The organism is Dietzia sp. ANT_WB102 (assembly GCF_008369165.1).
Lineage (GTDB): Bacteria > Actinomycetota > Actinomycetes > Mycobacteriales > Mycobacteriaceae > Dietzia.
In genome coordinates this window covers 1,820,510-1,842,675 of record NZ_VOBA01000001.1, presented here as the reverse complement: position 1 = coordinate 1,842,675, position 22,166 = coordinate 1,820,510, and the positions used below count along the sequence as shown (strand labels likewise).

At 66.4% G+C, this 22,166-nt stretch carries 20 protein-coding genes; 12 read left to right on the top strand and 8 right to left on the bottom strand.

Annotation, left to right across the window (positions count from 1 at the left end; translation table 11 throughout):
• Positions 1-4: 4 nt before the first annotated feature.
• Positions 5-1,048, top strand: a complete 1,044-nt coding sequence (locus tag FQ137_RS08450; protein ID WP_149291990.1) for a TIGR03617 family F420-dependent LLM class oxidoreductase — start codon at positions 5-7, stop codon at positions 1,046-1,048.
• Here FQ137_RS08450 and FQ137_RS08445 read toward each other — a convergent pair.
• Together FQ137_RS08445 and efeO are read right to left on the bottom strand one after the other, a co-directional pair.
• Positions 1,045-2,310, bottom strand: a complete 1,266-nt coding sequence (locus FQ137_RS08445) for a Dyp-type peroxidase (protein WP_149291989.1) — start codon at positions 2,308-2,310, stop codon at positions 1,045-1,047. The two genes, FQ137_RS08450 and FQ137_RS08445, sit on opposite strands and share 4 nt — an antisense overlap.
• Positions 2,307-3,497 carry an iron uptake system protein EfeO gene (efeO, locus tag FQ137_RS08440; protein WP_255583830.1) on the bottom strand — a complete coding sequence of 397 codons (1,191 nt, stop codon included), beginning with the start codon at positions 3,495-3,497 and terminating at the stop codon, positions 2,307-2,309. Before efeO ends, FQ137_RS08445 begins: the two co-directional genes overlap by 4 nt.
• A gap of 240 nt (positions 3,498-3,737) precedes the next feature.
• Here efeO and FQ137_RS08435 point away from each other — a divergent pair, with 240 nt between their 5' ends.
• The 3 genes from FQ137_RS08435 (at position 3,738) to FQ137_RS08425 (ending at position 6,489) form a co-directional block, all read left to right on the top strand.
• Positions 3,738-4,283 carry a DUF421 domain-containing protein gene (locus FQ137_RS08435; RefSeq protein WP_149291988.1) on the top strand — a complete coding sequence of 182 codons (546 nt, stop codon included), beginning with the start codon at positions 3,738-3,740 and terminating at the stop codon, positions 4,281-4,283.
• 671 nt (positions 4,284-4,954) lie between these two features.
• Positions 4,955-5,110 (top strand): DUF6131 family protein, encoded by a 156-nt coding sequence (locus FQ137_RS08430; protein ID WP_149291987.1) that lies wholly within the window; start codon positions 4,955-4,957, stop codon positions 5,108-5,110.
• Positions 5,111-5,640: 530 nt separating this feature from the next.
• Entirely contained in the window at positions 5,641-6,489 is an 849-nt protein-coding gene (locus tag FQ137_RS08425) for a class I SAM-dependent methyltransferase (RefSeq protein WP_149291986.1), read from the top strand.
• Between the two features lie 48 nt (positions 6,490-6,537).
• On the opposite strand, the gene FQ137_RS08420 is transcribed toward FQ137_RS08425, so the two are convergent.
• Complete coding sequence (locus FQ137_RS08420) at positions 6,538-7,698, bottom strand: methyltransferase (protein ID WP_149291985.1); 1,161 nt, start codon at positions 7,696-7,698, stop codon at positions 6,538-6,540.
• Between the two features lie 262 nt (positions 7,699-7,960).
• On the bottom strand, positions 7,961-8,170 hold the full coding sequence (locus FQ137_RS08415; protein ID WP_149291984.1) for a hypothetical protein: 210 nt from the start codon (positions 8,168-8,170) through the stop codon (positions 7,961-7,963).
• A 161-nt stretch (positions 8,171-8,331) separates the two neighbouring features.
• Between FQ137_RS08415 and FQ137_RS08410 the strand changes: the two genes are divergently transcribed.
• Positions 8,332-10,269, top strand: a complete 1,938-nt coding sequence (locus FQ137_RS08410) for a potassium transporter Kup (protein ID WP_149291983.1) — start codon at positions 8,332-8,334, stop codon at positions 10,267-10,269.
• Positions 10,270-10,354: 85 nt separating this feature from the next.
• Entirely contained in the window at positions 10,355-12,580 is a 2,226-nt protein-coding gene (gene helR, locus FQ137_RS08405; protein WP_149291982.1) for an RNA polymerase recycling motor ATPase HelR, read from the top strand.
• 59 nt (positions 12,581-12,639) lie between these two features.
• Here the strand turns inward: helR and FQ137_RS08400 are convergent, their stop codons facing one another.
• On the bottom strand, positions 12,640-13,881 hold the full coding sequence (locus FQ137_RS08400; RefSeq protein ID WP_149291981.1) for a serine hydrolase: 1,242 nt from the start codon (positions 13,879-13,881) through the stop codon (positions 12,640-12,642).
• Between the two features lie 242 nt (positions 13,882-14,123).
• Between FQ137_RS08400 and FQ137_RS08395 the strand changes: the two genes are divergently transcribed.
• Positions 14,124-14,645 (top strand): hypothetical protein, encoded by a 522-nt coding sequence (locus tag FQ137_RS08395; RefSeq protein WP_255583824.1) that lies wholly within the window; start codon positions 14,124-14,126, stop codon positions 14,643-14,645.
• A 30-nt stretch (positions 14,646-14,675) separates the two neighbouring features.
• Here FQ137_RS08395 and FQ137_RS08390 read toward each other — a convergent pair whose 3' ends face one another.
• Positions 14,676-15,374, bottom strand: coding sequence for a hypothetical protein (locus FQ137_RS08390; RefSeq protein ID WP_149291980.1), 699 nt, complete (start codon positions 15,372-15,374; stop codon positions 14,676-14,678).
• 134 nt (positions 15,375-15,508) lie between these two features.
• On the opposite strand from FQ137_RS08390, the gene FQ137_RS08385 reads away from it, so the two are divergent.
• The 4 genes from FQ137_RS08385 (at position 15,509) to FQ137_RS08370 (ending at position 19,580) form a co-directional block, all read left to right on the top strand.
• Positions 15,509-15,883: a DUF1622 domain-containing protein gene (locus FQ137_RS08385; RefSeq protein ID WP_149291979.1), complete on the top strand. Its 375-nt coding sequence runs from the start codon at positions 15,509-15,511 to the stop codon at positions 15,881-15,883.
• A gap of 203 nt (positions 15,884-16,086) precedes the next feature.
• Positions 16,087-17,667 carry a DEAD/DEAH box helicase gene (locus FQ137_RS08380; protein WP_255583821.1) on the top strand — a complete coding sequence of 527 codons (1,581 nt, stop codon included), beginning with the start codon at positions 16,087-16,089 and terminating at the stop codon, positions 17,665-17,667.
• A gap of 102 nt (positions 17,668-17,769) precedes the next feature.
• Entirely contained in the window at positions 17,770-18,309 is a 540-nt protein-coding gene (locus FQ137_RS08375; protein ID WP_255583819.1) for an ester cyclase, read from the top strand.
• Positions 18,310-18,836: 527 nt separating this feature from the next.
• Positions 18,837-19,580 (top strand): ZIP family metal transporter, encoded by a 744-nt coding sequence (locus FQ137_RS08370; RefSeq protein ID WP_149291976.1) that lies wholly within the window; start codon positions 18,837-18,839, stop codon positions 19,578-19,580.
• An 84-nt stretch (positions 19,581-19,664) separates the two neighbouring features.
• On the opposite strand, the gene FQ137_RS15380 is transcribed toward FQ137_RS08370, so the two are convergent.
• Together FQ137_RS15380 and FQ137_RS08365 are read right to left on the bottom strand one after the other, a co-directional pair.
• The gene (locus FQ137_RS15380) at positions 19,665-19,805 is read right to left on the bottom strand and encodes a hypothetical protein (RefSeq protein ID WP_188064847.1); all 141 of its coding nucleotides are present in this window, start codon (positions 19,803-19,805) and stop codon (positions 19,665-19,667) included.
• Positions 19,806-20,002: 197 nt separating this feature from the next.
• Positions 20,003-21,151, bottom strand: coding sequence for a sterol desaturase family protein (locus FQ137_RS08365; protein WP_149291975.1), 1,149 nt, complete (start codon positions 21,149-21,151; stop codon positions 20,003-20,005).
• Positions 21,152-21,815: 664 nt separating this feature from the next.
• Between FQ137_RS08365 and FQ137_RS08360 the strand changes: the two genes are divergently transcribed.
• Positions 21,816-22,103: a hypothetical protein gene (locus FQ137_RS08360; protein ID WP_188064845.1), complete on the top strand. Its 288-nt coding sequence runs from the start codon at positions 21,816-21,818 to the stop codon at positions 22,101-22,103.
• The last annotated feature ends 63 nt before the right edge of the window (positions 22,104-22,166 follow it).

Genomic DNA, 22,166 nt, shown 5'->3' with positions numbered 1-22,166 from the left:
ACTGATGAAGGTCTACACCAGTGCCGATCCGGCAATCGCCCCGACGTCCGTCGCGGAATTCGCCCGTCGGGCCGAGGCTGCCGGGTATGACGGCCTGCATATCTCGGAGACGGTGCACGACCCGTTCCTGTTAGCGTTACTCGCCCTGCAGGCGACTGACCGGCTCGTCGTGCGGACGTCCATCGCGCTGGCGTTCGTCCGAAGCCCCATGGCAACCGCGTACTCCGCCTGGGATCTGTCGTCGATATCCGGGGGCCGATTCCAGCTGGGCCTGGGCACTCAGGTCCGGCAGAACATCGAGGACCGGTACGGGATGACGTGGTCGGCGCCGGCGGCGAGGATGAGCGAGTACGTCCATGTTCTCCGGACGGCGTTTACGGCGTTCCGCACCGGCGAGCTCACGCCGTTCGAGGGGCGCCACTACCGCCTCACCCGGCTGCAGCCCTACTTCAATCCCGGCCCGGACGAGCAGACCGCGGTGCCGCCGATCTACCTCGGCGCGGTGGGGCCGCGCATGCTCGAGGTCGCCGGGGCCGACGCGGACGGACTCATCACCCACCCCACCACCGCGGACCCGGCCTACCTCACCGGGACGTGCCTGCCCGCGTTGACGCACGGCGCTGCCGGGGTGGGCAGGTCACTGACCGGGTTCGAGGTGGTCACCGGACTCCAGGTGATCACCGGGGAGACCGACGCCGACCTGGCCGCCGCACGCGAGGAACGCCGCCGACTGTTCGCCTTCCTCTACTCCACTCCCGCCTACCGCGGGGCGCTCGAACGGCACGGCTTCCCCGACCTGCAGCGCGAGTTGGCCTCCCTTGTCCGGGAGGGGCAGTGGGACCGGCTGCCGCAGGTGGTCACCGACGACGTCCTGGACACGATCGTGCTCACCGCCCGGTATAGCGAACTGGCGGAGGCGATCCGTGGGCGGCTCGCGCCCCTGCCGGACGGCATGACCGCCGGGGTGACACTGGCGATGCCGGGTAACCCCGGCCACGATGGAGCGATGGCCGACGTGGTGGCCCGGTTGCAGGCGGACGACGACTAGGACGCCTCGAAGAGCTGCTGCCCGATGTAGGTGTGGCCCTCGGCCATTCCCGGCGGGATCGCGAACACCGAGCTGGTGAGGTGCTGCAGATACTCGGTCAGCCGATCGAACTGCATGCGGGCGAGCACCGGCGTGAAATGTCGTCGCGGATCACGCACGAAGGCGATGAAGAACAGTCCGGCGTCGAGCCGGCCGAGTTCATCCGAGCCGTCGGTGTAGTTGTACCCGCGACGCAACATGTGGACCCCGGCATTGCGGCTCGGGTGCACCAGGGCGATGTGGCTGTCCTCGGGGATCGCGAGATCGCCGCTCCCGGTGCGGGCCGTGAAGTCCGCCGCCGTGAACTCCTCGCCGCCGGAGAGCGGGCCTCCTGACACCTTGACGCGACCAATCGTCTTTTCCTGCTCGAGCATCGACAGCTCGTCCCACACCTCCATCGTCATCCTGATCTTGCGCGCACACAGGTAACTGCCGCCAGCCATCCAGTCGCCAGCGTCGTCGTCGTCATTCACCCACACGAAGTCCTTCAGCAGATCCTCTTGGTCGGCGCGCAGCGACGCGGTGCCGTCTTTGAAGCCGAAGAGGTTACGTGAGGTGGTCTGGCGCGCGCCGGTCGACGAGACGCGCCCGTACCCGAGCTGCGTCCACCTGACGGTGGCAGTGCCGAACGCGATCCGAGTGAGGTTACGGATGGCGTGCAGAGCCACGAGCGGGTCCTCGGCGCACGCCTGGACAACCAGGTCTCCCCCGCTGCGGCCTGCGTCGATCTTCTCCGCCGCCATGCGGGGGATGTCCTCGGCCAAGGGCGCAGGGAGCCGGTTGGCCAGCTCGAAGCGGTCGGTGCCGTCGTCATCGCGGAAAAGTGTGCGCCCGAACCCGAAAGTCACGGTGAGCCCCGCGGCGTCGAGGTCGTGGACCTCGCCGGTGTCGGCGGGCGGCGCCGACCTGGAGACCCGCAGGGCCCCAACCGGAAGCCCGGCGGTGAGGTTCTCCGCCGCCCGGGACCACGCGGTGAGCAGGGCGATCAGCTCGTCGCGGTCGTCGGTGGTCACATCGAAGGCGGTGAGATGCATCTGCTGTTGGGCGGGAGTGGTGATGCCCTGCTGGTGCTCCCCCCGGAACGGGTACATCAGAGTCTGGGTGCCGTGGCCGCCATCGGCGCCGCCGGTGACACGGCTTCCGGCGAATCCGGCCGCCGCCCCGACCCCGCCCGCGAGGCCGGCCGCGAGCACGGTGCGTCGGCTTAGAGGCTCCACGGTCAGCCCACCACGACGTCGGTCAGCATCGCCAGCGGTCGGCGTAGCGCGTTGACGGCGTCGGAAAGCTGCTTGCGCTCTGCCACGTCCAGCTCGGTGAATGGGACGAAACTGTCTGCGCCATCGCGGTAGCCATCCAGAATCTTGGTCAGCGACGTCATGCGGGAGTCGATCTCGGTGACCAGATCGGGATCCTCCTGCTCGGCGAGTTCGCGGAGGATGCCGAAGGCGACCGACGCGCCCTCGACGTTGGCCTGAATGTCGTAGAGGTCGGTGTGCGAGAAGGTCTCCTCCTCTCCAGTGACCTTGGTGCTGGCCACCTCCTCGAGGAGCGCGATCGCGCCGTTGGAGATCTCGTCAAGACTGATCGCGAAGTCGTCGGCGTGCACCAGGTCATAGAGTTTCTGGGTGTCGCGGTCCAGCAACTCGGCAATCTCGCGACCGTTTGCGGGACTCAGTGGCTGCTGTCCCGCGGGCAGCCACAGGTCCTTTTCCAAGACGTGCCATCCGGTCCACGGATCCCCGGTGTCCTGTGAGTCTGCTTCGCGCAGGTCGATCGCGGGGTCGATGTCGCCGAACGCCTCCGCGACGGGCTCGATCCGCTCGAAGTGCATGCGCGCCCGCGGATACAGCTCGCGGGCCCGGTCGAGGTCACCGGCGGTGTAGGCCCCGGTGAATTCCTCGGTGCCGGCCAGCAACGCGCCCACCTGATCGCGGACGTACGCGGTGTAGTCAGCTTCGGCCGTGCCCCTCTGCCCTTGCACATCGTCGGTCTCCGCAACCGTCTGCCCGGAATCGGTCACCGTGAACTCGGCGATTCCGGTGATCTCCCCGACCATGTTGGGCTTGCAGGCCGTGTAGTAGGTCCCCGGTTCCAGCACGATGGTGAACGGGGTCGTCGTGCCGGGCTGGAGGTTCTCCTTCTCCCCCACTACTCGGAGTTTGTCGTCTGCGAGAATCTCAAACTCGTTGACTTCGGAGCCGTTGTTGGTCAGCTCGAACCGCGTGGTGCCGGACGCCGACTGCGCGGGTGAGACCGGACAGGTGTCGCCATCGATCGTCACCTCGAGGGGTTCGGCTCGGTCCGCCGTCGTGGTGCCAGTGGCGTCGGTGCACCCCGCCAGGGTGCCCACCCCCACCACCACGCTCAGCGTTGGCGCAACGATGTTTCTGAACAGAGGGTTTCGTCTCACGGGGTCTCGGCTTTTCTGTAGAGCAGTGTCTGCTGTCGTGGACTGGACTGCCGGCCCACCCCGCACCCAGGCCTTCCCGGGGAACCGGCGCGGTGTTGCGCGACACGAAGACAACCGACCGAAGTTTTAGGTTAGCCTCACCTTGGCTGCTTCAAGGAGAAAGTTTTACTCCCTCACCCTCCGCAGTGCAACACGATCCCGATTTGTGACAGGTCCGTCGGGGTGGAGACTATTCCGGACATGAACCTGTCCCTCTTCTGGAACGGCTGGGAGCCGATCGCTCACACGTTGGTCATGGTCACGGTCGGCACGATCGCGATAGTGATCATGTTGCGACTGTCGGGGCCCCGCACGCTGGCACAGATGTCGCCGCTGGATTTCGTCATCGCCGTCGCCGTGGGCGCCACCTTCGCGCGGACGATCACCGCCGTCGACGTCCCACTCGCCCAGCTGATCTTCGCCATCGCCCTGCTTGTCTTGATGCAGTGGCTGCTGGCGACGGTCCGCGCCCGATCTCACCGTGCGCGGTGTCTACTGGACCACCCGCCGGTCCTCATGTACTACCGGGGCGAGATGCAGAGAACCATGCTGCGGCGCCACCGACTCCTCGAGGACGACATCCACACAGCCGTACGGCAGTCCGGTCGCGGCTCCCTCGACGGCGTGGCTGCGGTCATCCTCCAACAGGACGGCACCCTCGGCGTTATCTCCGATGACACACTCGGCGACGCTTCAAGCCTGCTGCCGTACGTTCAGCGTGCCCGCGGCAGCGCCTCGTCCGAGTGAGTCTCGGTGAGCTGAACTGCCGTCGCGGGAAGTGGCAGTGATGAGAATCCCGAAGAACGCACCCGTGCTCGCGATCGTGAAAGCAATTCAGAGGGGCGCAATCTAGAGGGACAACTGCACTACGGCGTGCGGGACAGACAGCAGCCACCACACGAACCCGGGCCCCCAGCTGAGGCGTAAAAATTCTCCGGAAAATCGGACAACCGGACTGTGGTGGCTTCCATGACGGAACCTCTTTGCCAGCCCGAGCAGGAGCCGGTTCCTGTCGCATGAGTCTCGAATCCCTCGATAACACCCGCTGGCGTACACGATACTACTGTTGGATATCAGTTCCGCGACAAATATGCCGGTTGACGAGACCACGTACGCGCTTCCGGAAAGTCCCAGCGAGCGCCACACCCGACAGCGTGGGCAACACCGGCGCGAGTGCCGAAAAACTTCACATAACACTCGTGTGTACAGTTCAGGGTCGGCCAAAAGACGCTATTGCGTTTTGACTGCGCCACCGTAGTAATCGAAGTCGCGCACATTCGGTACCGGTGGTGGACCGGCCTGATGTCCCGTAACGTCCGGGTATCAAGTAACACGAAATGTCATCGTCACGTAGCGTCAGCTACTCAAGCACTATCGCACGTGGGTGTTATCCCACTGCTGAATGAAAGGAAATGCGAATGATCACCTTGGGTGTAATTCTGTTGATTCTCGGGTTCATCTTGAAGATCCCCGTCCTGTGGACCATCGGTATCGTCCTGCTGGTCATCGGCTTGGTCTTGTTCGCGCTCGGCGCTGCCGGACGCACGATCGGTGGACGTAAACACTGGTTCTGATCAGCGGGCCGCGAAACACGAGCGGCCGCGACTGACTCCTTGGCGGATAGCTCCAGCAATACTGGCTGGAGCTGTCCGCCAAATCCTTTTCGCGGCGGCGCCATCCGGGAATCCGATGGCGCCGAATCCTTCCCATGTACCGGGTTTCTCCGTCCCCTCCGCCCGAGGCCTTCCAGCTGACCGTGGACGCCTCGGCCGTGCCGGATGTCCTCGTCGACTCGTCCACAGGGCGATCGAGAGAGCAGTACCGGCGGGTGAACGGTCCGGCATACCCGTGGAAATCGCCACCCACGGACTACCTCAGAGATACCGGCAGGTGGTGGAACGACTGGGTGCCGATCGCGACGACGGGGTGGGGCGCGCTGGTCGTGATCGCCCCATTGCTGGTGGTGCAGTTTCTTGTCTGGGTCATAGGGACGACGCTTCGTGACACTGCGAACGGTGCGTGACGAGGCCGGAGGTCCCCACGCGCGACTGTTCCGACGGCGGCGAGTCGGGTATACGATGGGCCCAAGGCATTGGAGCCCATCATGAGCGCATCGCAGGCCGGCATCTGGAGTGGCCCCGTCGGGGACTCGTGGGTGCGCAACGCAGCCGCTTACGACCGAGCTCTCGAGCCCCTTGGTCGAGCGGCGCTCGACCTGCTTGAGCTGGGCCCGCACCAGCGGGTGCTGGACGTCGGCTGCGGGACAGGGACCACGACTCTCGAGATAGCTCGGCGGGTGCACCCCGGCGGTTCGGTCGTTGGGGTCGACGTGTCCCGTCCGATGATCGAGTACGCCCGGGCCCGAATTTCTGGCGAGACCGAGGGCGAGAATGTCGAATTCGCTGTCCTCGATGTGGAGAAAGACGATCTACCCGGTCCGTTCGATGCCGCCTTCTCGCGGCTGGGTGTGATGTTCTTCGACCATCCGACGGTGGCCTTCGCCAACATCGCGTCCTCGTTGAAAGCTCGGAGCCGCTTTGCGTTCGTATGCTTCAAGACTCCCTCCGAAAACCCGTTCATCTCGATCCCCGTCGAGGCAGCGCTCGCAGAATTGAACGGTCCCGGTATGCCGCCCCGTGGCGCTGCAGGACCGTTCTCACTGGCTGACCCCGACATGGTGCGCGGGTTGCTTGAATCAGCTGGCTTCGAGTCTGTCGTCATATCCTCCGGACCTGACGAGGTCACCTTGGGTCCAGCTTCCGAACTCGACGATCTGGCGAGGCAGGCCGTGGAGCAGAACCCCGTTGTCATGCCGCTGCTCATCTCCAATGCCCACGCCCGTGAGGCCGCAGTCGAGGCGGCCGCCACAGCGCTACGCGATCACGTTCACACCGGCGATGTCCGTCTGGGCGCCGGAACCTGGCTCGTCGAGGCCCGCGTCGCAGATCGGTAGTTGGACCGACTCGACCGGGCGCCACTGTGCACCGGTTCGCTGTGAGGACTAGGCCCGCGCGGCCAGCCGCCACAGCGTGGTGCGTTCGCGCGCCCGGGCGGAATGGAGCGGATCGGCGCTGTCGGCCGCGCGTGGGTGACGTGGCGTCGTCACGTGTGTGCCGATGACGGCCAGGCCGGCGTCAGCAATGCGGTCGAGGAGCGCGTCGCGGGTGCGCAAGCCAAGGTGTTCGGCGAGGTCGGACAGGATCAGCCACCCTTCGCCTCGCGGCGTCAGGTGGATCGGGAGCTCGCTGAGGAAGCGATGGAGCATGTCGGAGCCGGGGTCATAGATCCCACGCTCGAGTGTCGAGGTAGGGCGCCCGGGTATCCAGGGCGGGTTGCACACCACCAGGTCGGCCCGTTTTTCGCCGGCAGGCCAGAGGTCGGCCTCGACGGCGTGGACTCGGTCCGCGATCCCGAGTCGGTCCATGTTCTCACTCGCACACTGCACCGCGCGCGGGTTGATGTCGGTCGCCACCACATGTCGGGCACCGCGCTGGGCCAGGACTGCGGCGAGCACTCCGGTCCCGGTACCGATGTCCCACACGACGGGCTGGTGGATGCCCGGCGGCCAGGGAGCGTCTGCGACCAGGTCAATGTACTCGTCCCGCGTGGGAGCGAAGACGCCGTGGGCGGGATGGATCCGCGCGCCTAGTGCGCCGATCTCGATTCCTGTGCGATGCCACTCGTAGGCGCTGATGACGCCGAGGAGTTCAGGTAGCGACACGAGAGTCTCCTCGCCAGCGGCACCATTTCCATCGCTGCTTGGCTGCCCGTAGGCGTGCCGGCAGGCGTCACGCACGTCCGGCGCCCGGCGCAGGCGAATTGTGTAGTCGTGCTCCAACTCGATGAGGATCGCGCCGAGAATCGCCGCTCGTTGTGCGCGGGCCCTCCTGTTGGCGTGAAACCCCTCCCCCGGGTCGGCGGCCTGCGGTGCGCGGGATGCCCGCTTCTTCAGGCGGCGGTCGAGGGCTCGCATGAGCTGCCGGGCGTTGTGGAAGTCGCCTCTCCAAAGCATCCCGGTGCCTGACCGGGCGAGCCGGAGGGCCTTGTCCGCGGAGATGTCGTCGTCGATCACGACGATGTCGCGTGGCGGCGGAGCCCCGTTCTCGGCGCGCCAGCTCGCAGTTCGTTGCGTGTGGTTCTCACTCCAGCCGACTATCGGCATGGCGAGTCCAACGGAGGGGCGTGGAAGAGGCAAGTGCATCCCTTTTTCAGCAGGCGCCCACTCGCCGATACGGCGGAAGCATGGATATCGGCGACACGGTGGTGGCGCCGGAACCGGTCCACACCACCCTATAGGCGCTAGCTCGGCGAGACCTCGCACTGGGCACCACGCTGTGCGAACAGCGCACTGCACCTCCCCTGGAGATACGAGGAGGTGCAGTTCGAACGGCGTGAGCGTTCACGCTCCCCGTCCGAGTCGAAGATCAGGAACCGAGGCCCGCAATCAGGTTAGCGGCGCCCAGGAGCAAGTTGCTCATGATGTCGTAGGCGCTGTCCGCGGCCGCCGAGCCGGATTCATACAAGCTCGACCCGGTGCCTAGTTGCTTAAGGATATTGGAGATCATGAGATCGACCTTCCTTCGAGAGGCGACGGGCTGTCCGCCGTCGACAGTCAGAGTGGCACTGTCGTTCACCCTGTACAACCGCTCCGGCACTATTGTTGTCAGTTTTTGACCATCAGATTTCTGGCAGCCGATCGGCTGCCCTGCTGGAGTGGAACCGCGCGGATCGGGTCAGCCGAGCGCAGAAGTTCACAGGGCTGGTTCGGGCGCCGGTGCGGGGGCACACTAGGACAATGAAGCGTCCCGGTCAGGGGATCCCGCACAGCACGCGACATCGCCGCGCGCCCCGACGGGGTGGCGAGCGCGGTGCCGGGGTCATGACGCTCGGGGCCTTAGGTGTGGTCTTTGGCGACATCGGTACGAGCCCGCTGTATGCGCTGCACACCGCGTTCAGCTTCCGCCACAATGCGGTCGCGGTTACTCCGGACAACGTCTACGGGATCATCTCCATGGTTTTGTGGACGATCACCATCATCGTGACGATCAAGTTCGTCATGCTCGTCATCAGGGCCGACAACGACGGTGAAGGGGGCATCCTCGCCCTCGTCGCATTGTTGCGACGCCACCTCCACGGTCGACGGGCCGGCGCGGTGGTGACGGTCCTCGGGGTTCTCGGGGCGGGGCTGTTTTTCGGGGACGCGGTGATCACGCCGACCATCTCGGTGCTCAGCGCGGTCGAAGGGCTGTCGGTGGTCAACCCGAGTCTGGGGTCGGTCGTCGTCCCGGTGGCCGTGGGGATGCTGGCCCTGCTGTTCTTCGTCCAGCCGGTCGGCACCGCGCGGGTGTCGTGGGCGTTCGGCCCGGTGATGCTTGTGTGGTTCGTGGTGCTGGCCGTGCTGGGTATCCCCCATATCGTGGCCCACCCGTCGATCCTGGTGAGCTTGTCTCCGACGTGGGCGGTTGAGTTGATGTTCCGGCACCCGTTCCAGGCGTTCGTGTTGTTGGGTGCGGTGGTGCTCACGGTGACCGGCGCCGAGGCCCTCTACGCCGATCTCGGGCACTTCTCGGCGTCTGCGATTCGTCGCGCCTGGTTTGTGGTGGTCCTTCCCGCGCTGGCCTTGGTGTATCTGGGGCAGGGTGCGCTTGTCATCTCCCGACCGGACGCCGTGAGCAATCCCCTGTTTCATCTTGCTCCGGGCGCGCTTCAGGTCCCCTTGGTCGTGTTGGCCACTGCGGCGACGATCATCGCCTCTCAGGCCGTGATCTCGGGCGCGTTCTCGATCGCGCGCCAAGCGATGCGGTTGTCGCTCTTGCCCCGACTGACTGTGCGGTACACCTCACGCGACCAGGCGGGGCAGATTTACGTCCCCGCATTGAACTGGCTGCTGTTTGTCACCGTGGTGTCCCTGGTCGTGACATTCGGCTCGTCTGCGTCGCTGGCCAACGCGTACGGGTTCGCAGTGACCGGCACCCTGGTTCTGGAGTCGGGGTTGTTCCTGATGTTCGCGGTCTCTGTCTGGCGCTGGCGGTGGCCGGCGGTGGTCCTGTACGTGGTGACGATCGGGGCCTTGGAGGTTCTTCTGTTGGCGGCCAATGCCACCAAGATCATCGATGGCGGCTGGTTGCCGGTGCTGCTCGCCGCTGCGGTCGTGGTAGTGATGATGACCTGGCGCCGCGGCAATGCCGAAGTGTCGGCTGCCCGGCGCGAGTTGGAGGGGCCGCTGACAGACTTCCTCACCTCGCTCGGCCGGGCACCGGTGGGGCGGGGTCCGGCGGTGGCCGTGTTCCCTCACGCCAACCCGGACACCACCCCGTTGGCGCTGGTGAGCTGCGTGACGGATCTGCAGATTTTCCCCGACCAGGTCGTCATCGTCAGGCTCGAGCACTGCAATGTTCCTCATGTCCGTCTCGAGGACAAGTATGTGAGCGAGCACCTGGACTCCCCGCTGGGCGCACTGATCCGGCTCACTGTGCGGGTGGGGTTCGCCGACCCCCCTGACATTCCGACAAATCTTCGCCAGGCGAAGGACCAACTCGACCTCGACATCGACCTCGCCGCGGCGACCTATTTCCTGTCGGTGCTCTCCCTCCGCCCCTCTCGGACCCCGGGCTTGCGGCACTGGCGTGAGCGGCTCTTCCTCTCTTTGGAGAGGAATCAGGCCAATCGGACCGAGGCCTTCCACCTGCCGCCGCAGCGGACGGTGGTCCTCGGCGAGGAACTGCACATCTGATGGGGGTGCGACTCTCTCCCACTCTCAAGGTATAGCTGGTGGGGGGCCTTGCGGCAAGACCCCCGTGGGGGCGCACACTTGCGCGATGCCGCGCCCCGCCACCAGCACGTTTGCCCTCCCCGGCCACCTGTCACACAAGGCCGATCCGGCGTTCATCGCCGCCGATGATCGCCACTTCGCCGCCATCTCCCGCGCCCTCGAGGATAGGGTCGCCGACCTCTCGACCCGCCTGGACGTGCGCCGCCGCGATCCCGCCGGGCGTGGGGCGCACACAATCGAGCGGGCCTCCGACATCCGCCGCCTGGTCGCCGAGCTCACCACCCTGCGTCGGTTCGGCCTGGATGTGTGCATCGGTCATTACTCCACCGCCACGCCGGGCTCCGGTCGGGCCGGGGCCGCACCGGTGTACGTCGGTCGGATCGGCCTCACCGATGCGACCGGGACTCCCCTGCTGGTGGACTGGCGCACCCCGGCCGCCGAGCCGTTCTTCGCCGCGACGCTCGGTGATCCGAGGGGCGTGACCTATCGCCGGCGGTACCGGTGGTCGGGCGGCCGGATCGTGGATTACTGGGATGAGGTCTTTGATGACGACGAGGTCTCCTCTCACGTCTGCCCTGACGACCTCTCAGCGTTCGTCCTGAGCTTGTCCGAGGCGCGGACCGGCCGAAAGCGGGATGTCCTCACCACGATCCAGGCCGATCAGGACGCGATTGTCCGCGCCGACTCCCGGGGCGCCCTCGTCGTGGATGGCGGCCCGGGCACCGGCAAGACAGTGGTGGCCCTGCACCGGGCGGCGTACCTGCTGCACGCGCAGTCCCTCGAGGGCCAGCGGCGCGGGAACTTGCTGCTCGTCGGGCCGCATCGGCCATACCTCGACTACGTGGCCGCTGTGCTCCCCGCGCTCGGAGAGCACAGCGTGCAGACGGCGACGGTGGCTGATCTCGGGCTGGACGCTCTCGGTGCGGCGATAACGTCACCGACAGGCGGACTGCCCGACGAGCGCGATATCGAGGTCGCTCGCCTAAAGTCCGAGCTGCGCATGGTCGGGGCAATTGAGACCGCGGCACACTTCTATGAACAGCCGCCGGGGCAGCCGATGCTGGTACAGACCGAGTGGGTAGATCTGCATCTCACGCCTGCAGACTGGGCCGAGGCGTTCACCTCCGTGGAGGACGGCACCCCGCACAACGAGTCCCACCCGCAGATCAGCGAGACGCTCGCCGACATCCTGGTCGAGAAAGCCAAAGGGACCGTCCCAGAGAATGTCCTCCGGGCGGAGCTCGCGGCGAACCCGGAGTTGCACCGCGCCCTATATCGGGCCTGGCCGATGATCGATGCGGCCGATCTCGTCGGTGACCTGTGGACCGTCCCCGCGTACTTGCGACTGTGCGCACCATGGCTGATCACCGAGGCGATTAGGCTCCTCCAGCGTTCCGGGCCCGACGCATGGACGACTGCGGACCTGCCGCTCCTCGACGCGGCCCGCCACCGGCTGGGCGACCCCAACTGGGCACGCGGGTCTCAGCGCCGCCGCGCCGAGCACGCCGCAGAACTCGCCCGCCGCAGGCAGGTGATCGATGAGCTCGTCGCCGCCGACGACGACCCCGAGGGCGTCTCCGCGATGCTCCGCCACACCGACCTGCAGGAGGCTTTGCTCGACCCGACGACCGACGAGACAACGTCGGCCGGCACGCCTCGTCTCTCGGGCCCGTTCGGCCACATCATTGTGGACGAAGCGCAGGAACTTACAGATGTCGAGTGGAGGATGATCCTGCGCCGCTGCCCGTCGGGCAGTCTCACAGTGGTCGGCGACCGCGCCCAGTCTCGCCATGACTTCAACGAAACCTGGCCCGAGCGGCTCGCGCGCATCGGCCTCTCCCCCGCCCGTATCACCACTGTGCAGCTGAGCATCAACTACCGCACGCCCGCGGAGATCATGGAGGCCGCAGCCCCGGTGATCAGGTCGGTTCGCCCCGACGCCGCCGTCCCCGAGTCGGTCCGCCGCAGCGGAGTACCGGTCCAGTACGGCCGGATCACCGATCTCCATCGTGTCGTTGACGCCTGGTTGGCTGCTCACCCCGAGGGCGTGGCGTGCGTGATTCACGCGCTCAGTTCGATGGCTCCAGACCTCGCCGGATCTGACCGAGTCCGCCTTCTCACTCCCACTCAAGCTAAGGGCCTCGAGTTCGACCTAGTGATTGTGATCGCCCCCGAGTTGCTCGGTTCGGGCGTGACGGGGGCGGTCGACCGCTACGTAGCCATGACGCGGGCGACGCAGCAGCTGGTGGTCCTGGAGCCGGGGATCACGTAGTGCTCGGTGTCGGCGGACGACGACAGCATTCGTATCTCAGCATGCCGCCGGGGCGACTGTCATGTGGACCCGACCGACATCGCAAGTGGCCCGAGGGACCCGAGCGAGCCTGCCGTTGAGGACTCCAGGATGTGTGCGAGCCGGCGAAACAGCTGGTCCGCGGGGTGGCCCTGCAGTACGGCATTGGACAGGTTCATGAACACGGCGATCGTCGCCCCGGATTCGGGATTGTGGAAGATCGCTGCGGTGAACCCGAGCCCCTCTCCGTTGTGGCCCCACCATCCGTCCGTTTCGCCGATACCGAGCCCGTAGATGTCGTACGGCGGACCAGCATCCAAAGGCGTCCCTTTGAGACGGTCAGCCTGGGTCCCCGGGGCCACCAGGGCTCCAGTCGCGAGGGCTTCACCCCAGACGCGCGCATCGTCGATGGTGGTGACCATGGACCCGGCGGGGCCGAATATGGAGAGGTTCTGGTGCTGTTCCTCCGGGCCGTCCTCGCCTGGTGAGTATCCGCTGGGGTGCGGCTCTGCCCACTTGTTCACATCAAGGATGTAGTGCGTGTCCTTCTGGCCGAGTGGCTGCAGAATGCGCGCGTTGAGGACCTCGGCAAAAGGCGCGCCGGTCACCTTCTCGACAACAGCACCGAGAAGATTGGTGTTGGCGTTCGTGTACACGTGCTGCGCGCCTGGGGAGAACTGTTCTGGCATGCCGAGCATGAAACTGTTGAGTTCGGCGAGGGTGAACAGGCGGGCGGGGTCGGCCTCGTAGGCGTCCGCGAATTTCTCGTTGGTGTAATCCGCGTTACCGCTGGTCATGTTCGCGAGTTGGCGGAGGGTGATGGTGTCGCCGTTGGTCACGCCGTCCACGTACTTGCCAATGGTGTCGTCGAGACTGAGTGCGCCCTGGTCGACGAGCTGCAGAATGAGCGTGACTGTGTACGACTTCGTGATGCTGCGCAACGGCCAGGACGTGCCTGTGCTGGCTGGAGTATTACTCGCAATGTCGGCGAGGCCTGCGGCGGCGGTCCATGTTCCGTCGCCGGGGACCCATACGCCTACCGCCGCGCCGGGTACACCGTATTCGGCCATCGTCTCGTCCACGGCTTGCCGAAATTGCGATTGCAGCGCTGCGGGCACAGAGCCAGCGGGAGCTGCCGACCCTGTGGTCGCCGGCTGGGGCGTCTCGGCCGACACGGCTCCGGAGAGCAGTGCGCCACTGAGGACAACCGGGATGATCGCCCCCAGTGCGACGAGAGCGATCAGACCTCGGGACCTTCCCGGTACATGCCGTCGTGGGAACATCTGTCCTCCTTGATCGTCACGCTGTGAGCGCGATCGATTCGTCCTGGCTCGAGACGCCCATGTCGGGACAGATGCCTCTACGGCCGGTTGCGGTCTTCGCCCGGCAGCTGCCGGTATCTCCTTCAACCGAATTGTTCGGACACTTGACCCTAGCGATTAATATGACCTACGTCACTACCTGCGGCCTTGCGTGGGATTCTTGTAGCAGCCAGCGGTGTCGGGTCGCCCTGTCCTGTGCCAGCATGACCTGCATGGAAACCATCGGCTTCACCCGCAGCGCAGTCAGGGCGGCCTCGGCCGCGGCCGGGATCGCGCTGGCATTGGGTCTCGCGGCTCCGGCCGCCGCGAATGCCCAGGAGTTGGGATCGCTGACACCGATGTCGGTGGACCTTCCCGGATACCTCGTTCCCGGTCCCGGCAACCTCCTCGCGGTGGGTGGCTCGCCAACTGGCCTGTGTCAGGGGGCGGCCGCAGCGCGTGTCACTGACTCGGGGTATCCCGCATCGGCGGCAGTGAGTTGGGGCGTGGCGATGCCCGGGGTGGGGCCGTGCGACCTTGTCGCCACACTCGACTGGCACAACCTCGACACGGGGGCGCGGGGGCAGAAGACGCTCGATATCCCGGGGCCCAGACTCTGGACCGGTGTTGCTCACCCCTACGACGCGATCATTCCGACAGGTGGCGGCACGGTGGAGTACCGGCTCACCACCAACGGCGGCGCTGCCGCCGGACCGATCGTCGTGGAGACCTCGCCCTGGCCGTGACCGCAGAGACGGGATGCGGTGGCGGCCCCGTCACTCTCGGGAGAGCACGTTGCCGCTGATCACGATGGTGAAGTGACGTTCGTCGGTGAGCACATTGAGAAACCCTGGATCGACACTGAGGACATAACCGGTGATCGTGCCGTCAGTAGTCTCGATCACCTCGTGCGGAACCCAGGGCGTCTGACCGAGCGCCGCGAGGACCAGCACGCCGATCCCTGCGACCCAGCCGACCCGCGCCATGGCGACCGCCAATGCGTGTTTCAGCGGACGCCCGGAAGGCAGAAATCGGATCAGCGCGATTACCGCGAACACGGTCGCCGCCCCGGCGGGTAGCCACCAGATTCCGAAGCTCGACGTGAGAGCCAGCAGAATGACCAGTCCCAGCGCGGACAGCAATAAGACCACGGTTCGGTGTTCACGCGGACCCCACAGGTACCCGGCGAACAGTAGCGGGAGTACGCCGATCAGGAGGACCGCGGTGAGCGTGTGCTCGGCGATGAGGGAGCCGAAGATCAGGGCGAACCCGTCGTTGAGCCCGAGCGTGGTGCTGACGAGGAACGCCGTGTGCCAGTCATACCCGGACACCGCGAAGAGCCGCAGGGTCAGGAAGGCCACTCCCCACGTCGCGCCGTGCGCGGCAGCCCCGGCGAACCGAGTCGGGAGCTGTACACGATCCTGCACTGAGGCCCCGCGCCCTTCGACGGCAGTTCCGGTCGGGTCGGCATCCATGCTGTGAACCTACTATCCGCCCAGGCGGCTCAACGCCCCGAAACCTCGACGCAGGTCGTCTTACGATCAGTGCGGCTCGGGGGCGACGGTCCGCTATCTGTCCGGGGCGGGTCGCGGAGCGAGAGGAGATCGGCATGCAGTTCCAGGAGACCATCGAGGCCGTCGGTGAGGTCATCGACGCGGTCGGGGTGGCGGCGATCGTCGTCGGCATCGTCGCCTCGACCGTCATCGCGGTGTGCCGCCTGGTCAGCCGGGAGCCGGATGTCTACCGGCAGTTCCGTCGGTTTCTCGGGAGGTCGATCCTGCTGGGACTGGAGATCCTGGTGGCGGCCGACATCATCAAGACCGTCGCGGTGACCCCGACGCTCGAGAGCGTGGCGGTCCTGGCGGCGATCGTCGTGATCCGGACCTTCCTCAGTTGGTCCCTGGAGCTGGAGATCAGTGGTCGCTGGCCGTGGCAGAAGCCGGCGGCTCCCCGGGCCGCGACGGCACAATCCGGCGAGGCCTGATTGACTCCGCACACGCCCTGCCCAATTCTCGCTAGGAATAGCCCCTGATGCCGCCGACCGCCCGGCGCAGTTCGACCGCCAAGCGGCGCAAGCCTGCCCGCCGCACCACGTCGACTGCCCCGCCACAAGCCCCGTCCATTCCGCCCGGCCAGCGTGCGTGGTTGCTCGAGCTCCCCTGGGAGCGGCCTCCGGGTCTCCCGAGCGTGACCTACTATAAGGCGCTTAAGGCACACGCCTGGATCGGCGAGAGCCTTCCCACTGAACTCCTCCCTTACGCCTCCAAGCCGTACTCCTACCAGCGGTGGGTGGAAGACGACCTCAACGGCGAGGCTGGTCCGGGCGCGGGTGGTCCGCCGGTTACTCCGACAGCCGCTCAGGTCGAGGATGCCCGCGTGATCACCGTCGCCGCGGCTGCCAAGTTCCGGTCAGTCCTGGTTGCCAACTCGCCCGGCACGGGCAAGACCTTTGTGGCCCTGCTCGCCGCGAAGGAGATCGCGAGGATGCGGGGCTCGCGCACCATCCTGATCACCGTCGACCGGCCCGCGCGGATCACCATCCCCACCTGGCGGGCGGCGATCGCCGCATTGGGCGACGACGGGCTGAGGTGGGTCATCATGTCCTCCGACGGGTTGGGCAAGCTCATGAGCCGCAACGGCCGCCCGAGCCACGCCTTCGACCTCGTCATCGCCGACGAGGCGCACCTGTTCCGCCACGACACCAAGCGCACTGCCTATATGCGGAGACTGTGCCGGGCCACCGCCCCGGCGGACAAGGCCCCGTTCGTGCTGTGGATGACCGCCACCCCGGGGCACCATCCGGGAGAGTGGGGTTACCTGGGGTCGCTGTTCGCACAGCTGCACGGCGACGACCCGGCGGATTGGGCCGACTTCGGGCAGGCGCTCGCCTCCCGCGGACACCCCCTGGTCCGCTCCTTCGGCAAATGGGTGCTTTCCCCCGAGGCCAAGGAGTCCCCGGAGATCGAGGAACGGTTCATTGCGCAGGTTCGCGACGAACTCCTGCACCACGACCCCCCGCTGATGCTGGCCAGGCAGGCGCATTGGGGCCGGCCGCCACTGGATATGCAGCTGGTGGAGCTGACCGCCGATCAGCGCCGCGGCTACGAGCTCGAGTGGGGTGCCTTCCGGCGCGAGATGCAGCTGGCGCGGTCCGGGCGCGACTCCGCCCGCGGCCTGGCGGCGATCCTGCGTCTCCGGCAGAAGGCCTCCCTGCTGAGGGTCGAGCACACGGTCGACGCCGTCCGGGCCGAGCTCGACAAGGGCTTCCAGGTACTGGTGGCAACCGAACTGGTGACCACCGGAGCCCAGCCTCTGGTCGAGCAGCTCGAGGCCGCCGGCATCCCGGTCGCCCGGATCTACGGATCCAACCCCGATGCCGAAGCCGAGCGACTGCGGTTCCAGCGAGGGCAGGCCCAGGTGGTGGTGTTCAACACCCCTTCGTCGATCAACCTCCAGGCCGGGGAACTGCTCGCCGACGGATCGACCGCCACCATGACCCCGCGCCGCGGGTTCTTTCATCAGGCCCGCTGGAGCGGCCTGATGGCGGAGCAGATCATGGGCCGCGCGCATCGCAACGGGATGGTGTGTCAGTGGTCGCTGCTGGCCGCTGAGGACACCATCGAGCAGCGTACGGCCGAGATCATGGTGCGGCGCCTCATCGCGACCGCGGCGAGCACCAACAGTGACACCTCGGCGCTCACTGACATCGTGGAGCTCTTCACCGGCGAATGGATGCCCACCGCCGCCCTAAATAAGCTACTGACCTGAGCTCGCTCTTCCGGAATCTTCGTCTCGTGCACCCCTTGACGCCCGGGGCGCACGGGTCCATGGTTATCGGATACTCGGCGGTCTCTCGGGAAGAGTCGAATGATGGACGACATCCGCGCGTTAGCAGCCCGAGCGATCCGTGTGATGGCCGTGGGAGACCGCTCTGACTTCGACGCCCTCATTGCCCCTGGAGCCGTCAACCACGCGGCCGTCGCCGAGCCACCCGCCTGTAAAGTCACCGGTCCCGACGGGTTCTACGCTACGGCGCTGTGGCTGCGAGGAGCCTTTGCCGACCTCGATCACCGGATCGAGCACATCGTGGCGCAGGACGACCTCGTCGTCGTCGACACCACGATGAGCGGGCGGCACGTCGCCCCCTTCGTGATCCACGATGAGGCGGGCCGAATCGACACCGTATGGGCTCCCACTGGTCGATCCTTCGCCACCAGGCAGAGCCACTGGCTCCGGGTCCTCGACGACCAGGTCACCGAGCACTGGGCGGTTCGCGACGACCTCGGGCAGAGCATCCAACTCGGGTGGATACCGCCGACGCCCTGGTACCTGGCGCGGTGCGCCCGGGCCAAGCGGCTGGCGATCCGTGCCTCGCGGGCCGCGCCGACCCCGGTCCCGAAGGCGCACTGACGATGGATCGTATCGCGTCGACACCGCGCCCAACGCCGACACCGCCGACCCCCTCTACGGCCGTAGGGCCGTAGTCGCCGGTGGCGGTAGCGAGATCGGCGTGGCGGCATCTCCGATCGCGGCTCTCATCACGATGGCGTCCTTCGCAGTGGTCTCGTTCGGCGTGCTCGGAGTCGGGCTCCTTCTGTCGCGATAGTCGCCGGTCCCCCAATCCCTGAATGTGAGTCTTTGGGCTGCCCGGCCGAGTGCTTCCGTCGGGTTCGCACCCATCCTCGATCGGCTCGTGCGTCGTCTCGGGACAGAGGTCGAGGTCCGCTGTACCTTCAACACCTGACAGCTCTGCATCAGCTGTCACTGCGTGCTCCTCGTTCCCGCATGTCGATATCCGCGGGATGCCACGGGAGCGAATTGCCTGGGTGCCGGAGTTCATCCGCAGCCTCTGACTGACGACCGTTTCTACTAGTTGCGCCCGGGCATAACATCGGGTGTGGCACGCGATCCTGGTTCCGAGGGGAAGGCGGTCGACGATGCCTGAGTGGTTGGCGGCTGGCGGGGCCGGCCTGCTCGCGGGCAGTGCGCTGCTCGTGGGAAGTGGGATCGCGTGGCTCGCGGCGGTGCCCGCGCGCGTCGTGGCTGTGGTGATGGCCTTCGGCTCCGGCGTGCTGATCTCGGCGCTGTCGTTCGATCTCGTCCTGGAGGCGATGGATCAGGGCGGGCTGGGGGCCACCGCGGGAGGTTTCCTCGCGGGCGCGCTCATCTACGTGGGTCTCAACGTGCTGCTGTCTCGTCGCGGTGCACGGCACCGTAAGCGTTCCGGCGACCAGCAGGCAAGCGATTCCGGCAGCGGCGCGGCAATCGCGATCGGCGCGCTGATCGACGGGGTCCCCGAATCAATGGTGCTCGGGTTGAGCTTCCTCTCCGGCGGCGGGCTCAGCATCCCGATGCTCGCCGCGGTGTTCATCTCCAACATCCCCGAGGGGCTGTCCAGTACCGCCGGCATGAAGAAAGCCGGGCGTTCGGCGGGGTTCGTCTTCGGTGTTTGGGGCGGCATCGCGGTGGCCTCCGGAGTTGCTGCGCTGGCCGGCTTTCTCCTCTTGGACGGCGCACCGGCCGAACTCCTGGCCGCGGTTAACGCGCTGGCAGCGGGCGCGATCCTCGCGATGATCACCGACACCATGATCCCGGAGGCTTTCGAGAACGCCGCCGTGTATTCCGGCCTCATCGCGACGCTGGGATTCCTCGCCGCGTTCAGCCTGCACGCGATGGGCTGAGCCCCGCGGGAACGGTGCTGGCCAGAAGTCGGCGAGTCGAGGGGACGACGAGTAGTGGCGGTCGGCAGAGTTGCTCGATCGACCTTAAGAACTGATGCCGAACTGCATCGCGAGATACGGGAACAGCCCCATGCACTCGGGCGTCAGTGCCAGACACATGGCCTCACCCGGCCCGGGGCCGAACAGGTAGCGCAGCGGATTCGACACCGAACCAGTGGAAAACACGATCTCACTCCTCACAGACGTCGTACAGCGGAAATCGAGCGTAACCGGAAACCCTGATTACTGCTCCCTGGTCGCCGCGCCGAGAGCGACCGCAGGGACTACTTGCCGATGACGCCCATTCTGAGCCCGGGGCGCGGTCCAAATGCAGGCTCAACAGACGGTGCCGCTCGATCTCGACACGCCGGTACGAGCAGTTCCTACCCTCTCCGCGCTCCGGCCCACCCCGGCCCGCGCAGCAGGTACCCCACGCGGTCGCTCCAGGTCTCTGACCTGAAGATGTCGCGGGCGATGGCAACCCACTCGTGGGTGGCGATGCGGGCCGGGTTGAACGTGTCGAGGTTGGTGGTCAACCCGTAGACCACCGGCTCATCTTCGGGCTCGAAGGTGCCGAACAGGCGGTCCCACAGGATGAGGATGCTGCCGTGGTTGCGGTCGAGGTACCGCCGGTTGCTGCCGTGGTGGACGCGGTGGTGGGAGGGCGAGTTGAACAGCCTTTCCAGCGGCCCGATTGAGCGGATGACTTCGGTGTGGATCCAGAACTGGTAAATGAGGTTGACCGCCCTCGCGTCCATCACGAGTGCCGGCCGCACCCCCAGCACGGAGAGCAGCCCGTAGGGAACGTAGATCGTCAGGGCCTCGGCGACCGGCTGGCGGAGCGCCGTGGAGAGGTTGTAGCGCTCGCTGGAGTGGTGCACCACGTGCATGGCCCACAACCAGCGGCTCTCGTGAGAAAACCTGTGGTTCCAGTAGTAGATGAGGTCCCAGCCCAGGATTGCCACCGCGTACGCCAACGGTCCGCGTCCCAGGTCCAGCGGGGTCATCCGGAAGAGTTTTCTGCTGGCGGTCTCCGCGCTCCACACGGTCGAGACCGTGACAACCATCGACGCCATCGCGGTGACCGCGGACCCGCCGGTGATGCGCCGCAAGGCGGGCGGCACATGCGCGGCCTCGGCGATTGGAGCTGGGTCGGGGGCGGTGACCTCGTCGTCGTTCTCCCCCATGTTGCGGAGGGGTGACGACGGCAACGTGCCCGCCTCGAGCAGGCCGGTGGTTCGGGTGCGCCGCCAGACGTCTCCCGCAGTGGCCACCGCGGCGGCCGCGAGCGACAATCCCATGAGTGCTTTGGCGTATCGGCCGGTGCGCGGGGTGACGGGCGCGAGGACCTTATTCGCGACGAACGGCGCGATCAGACTGCCAATGCCCATCGACAAGCTGGCCAAGGTGTCGGCCAACTCGTAGTCGCCGGCCCTCTCGCCCTGCGCGGGGTTGCGGGACTGCCACGCGTACTCGCCCGCCATCGCCGCCACGAAACCGGGGATGGCCAGGACTGTCAGATCAAGCTTCATGCACTTCAGGGTATGGCGTGTGTCACTTCCCTGCCTTTAGGGGCGCCTGTGCAGACGATTGTCGTTACGGCTCCCCCGCCAATCTCGCCCGCGGCCTATCCGCCGACACGGACAAATCCACGATCAGATGACAGATTTCGGACGTGGCAATGGTTGGCGACTGACCGAAACCTGGATCGCATCGCACCGTGAACCGGATCGTGCAAGCGTCTCTCCTGTGGTCGTTCAACACCGGGGTCGCAAATCTGGAGTCCTAAGCTGACCAGCCTGCGAACCGTCGAAACACTGAAGATGTCGTACGGCCTACCTATCATCAGCGTTAACACTCCAGATGGGTCGCACTTCGTTCGCCGGTCCACCTGCAGTCCCCAACGCCAACACTCGAACAAGGCTCATCATGCGCTCTCGCTTCACCGCCCCTTTCGCGGCGATCATCTTCCTGGTTTTCGGTCTAACGGCGTGCAGTTCTGCCGATTCAGTGTCGGAGCAAAGCACAGTCACTTCGACGGTGCCGTCATCGTCCATTTCCAGCTCAACCACGCCGAGTTCCACCTCGACCAATGTCACTCCTACTACGAGCAAGGAAGCGCCCGCTGCTCCAGTGGTCGACGAGTGCGGCGCCGTGGGATATACGGCCGCGCCCGGCCAGGAGCGCCCCCACTGTTTGGGAAAGCAGATCGCGTCATGCGGCACGTCTGTCCACGAATTCGGGACCACGTTCTTCACCGACGGAACGTCCGGATGGACCCAGACGTGCGACACCCAGATGCGGGCGAACTACGTTCCGCCCACCTACGAGACCTTTGACCAAGATGCCTACAACCAGGAGTTCGCCGACGAGTACTGGCGGACCCATCCCAAGCCCACGTTCAACCCTGACTCTGCAGACGGATACGGACCGGACCAGGAGCTCCCGCCAGCTTGCCTGCGACTCCAGGGCGTCGACTGCTGAACAACCCCGGCGCGCCACCAAACTCGGGATGTCCAACAGTGTGGGTTCGGGGTATCGTCGCGG

Coding starts and splice junctions, on each gene's coding strand:
- FQ137_RS08450 (WP_149291990.1), top strand. CDS start 5: ATGAAGGTCTACACCAGTGCCGATCCGGCAATCGCCCCGACGTCCGTC.
- FQ137_RS08435 (WP_149291988.1), top strand. CDS start 3,738: ATGAACCTGTCCCTCTTCTGGAACGGCTGGGAGCCGATCGCTCACACG.
- FQ137_RS08430 (WP_149291987.1), top strand. CDS start 4,955: ATGATCACCTTGGGTGTAATTCTGTTGATTCTCGGGTTCATCTTGAAG.
- FQ137_RS08425 (WP_149291986.1), top strand. CDS start 5,641: ATGAGCGCATCGCAGGCCGGCATCTGGAGTGGCCCCGTCGGGGACTCG.
- FQ137_RS08420 (WP_149291985.1), bottom strand. CDS start 7,698: ATGCCGATAGTCGGCTGGAGTGAGAACCACACGCAACGAACTGCGAGC.
- FQ137_RS08410 (WP_149291983.1), top strand. CDS start 8,332: ATGAAGCGTCCCGGTCAGGGGATCCCGCACAGCACGCGACATCGCCGC.
- helR (WP_149291982.1), top strand. CDS start 10,355: ATGCCGCGCCCCGCCACCAGCACGTTTGCCCTCCCCGGCCACCTGTCA.
- FQ137_RS08400 (WP_149291981.1), bottom strand. CDS start 13,881: ATGTTCCCACGACGGCATGTACCGGGAAGGTCCCGAGGTCTGATCGCT.
- FQ137_RS08395 (WP_255583824.1), top strand. CDS start 14,124: ATGACCTGCATGGAAACCATCGGCTTCACCCGCAGCGCAGTCAGGGCG.
- FQ137_RS08390 (WP_149291980.1), bottom strand. CDS start 15,374: ATGGATGCCGACCCGACCGGAACTGCCGTCGAAGGGCGCGGGGCCTCA.
- FQ137_RS08385 (WP_149291979.1), top strand. CDS start 15,509: ATGCAGTTCCAGGAGACCATCGAGGCCGTCGGTGAGGTCATCGACGCG.
- FQ137_RS08375 (WP_255583819.1), top strand. CDS start 17,770: ATGGACGACATCCGCGCGTTAGCAGCCCGAGCGATCCGTGTGATGGCC.
- FQ137_RS08370 (WP_149291976.1), top strand. CDS start 18,837: ATGCCTGAGTGGTTGGCGGCTGGCGGGGCCGGCCTGCTCGCGGGCAGT.
- FQ137_RS08365 (WP_149291975.1), bottom strand. CDS start 21,151: ATGAAGCTTGATCTGACAGTCCTGGCCATCCCCGGTTTCGTGGCGGCG.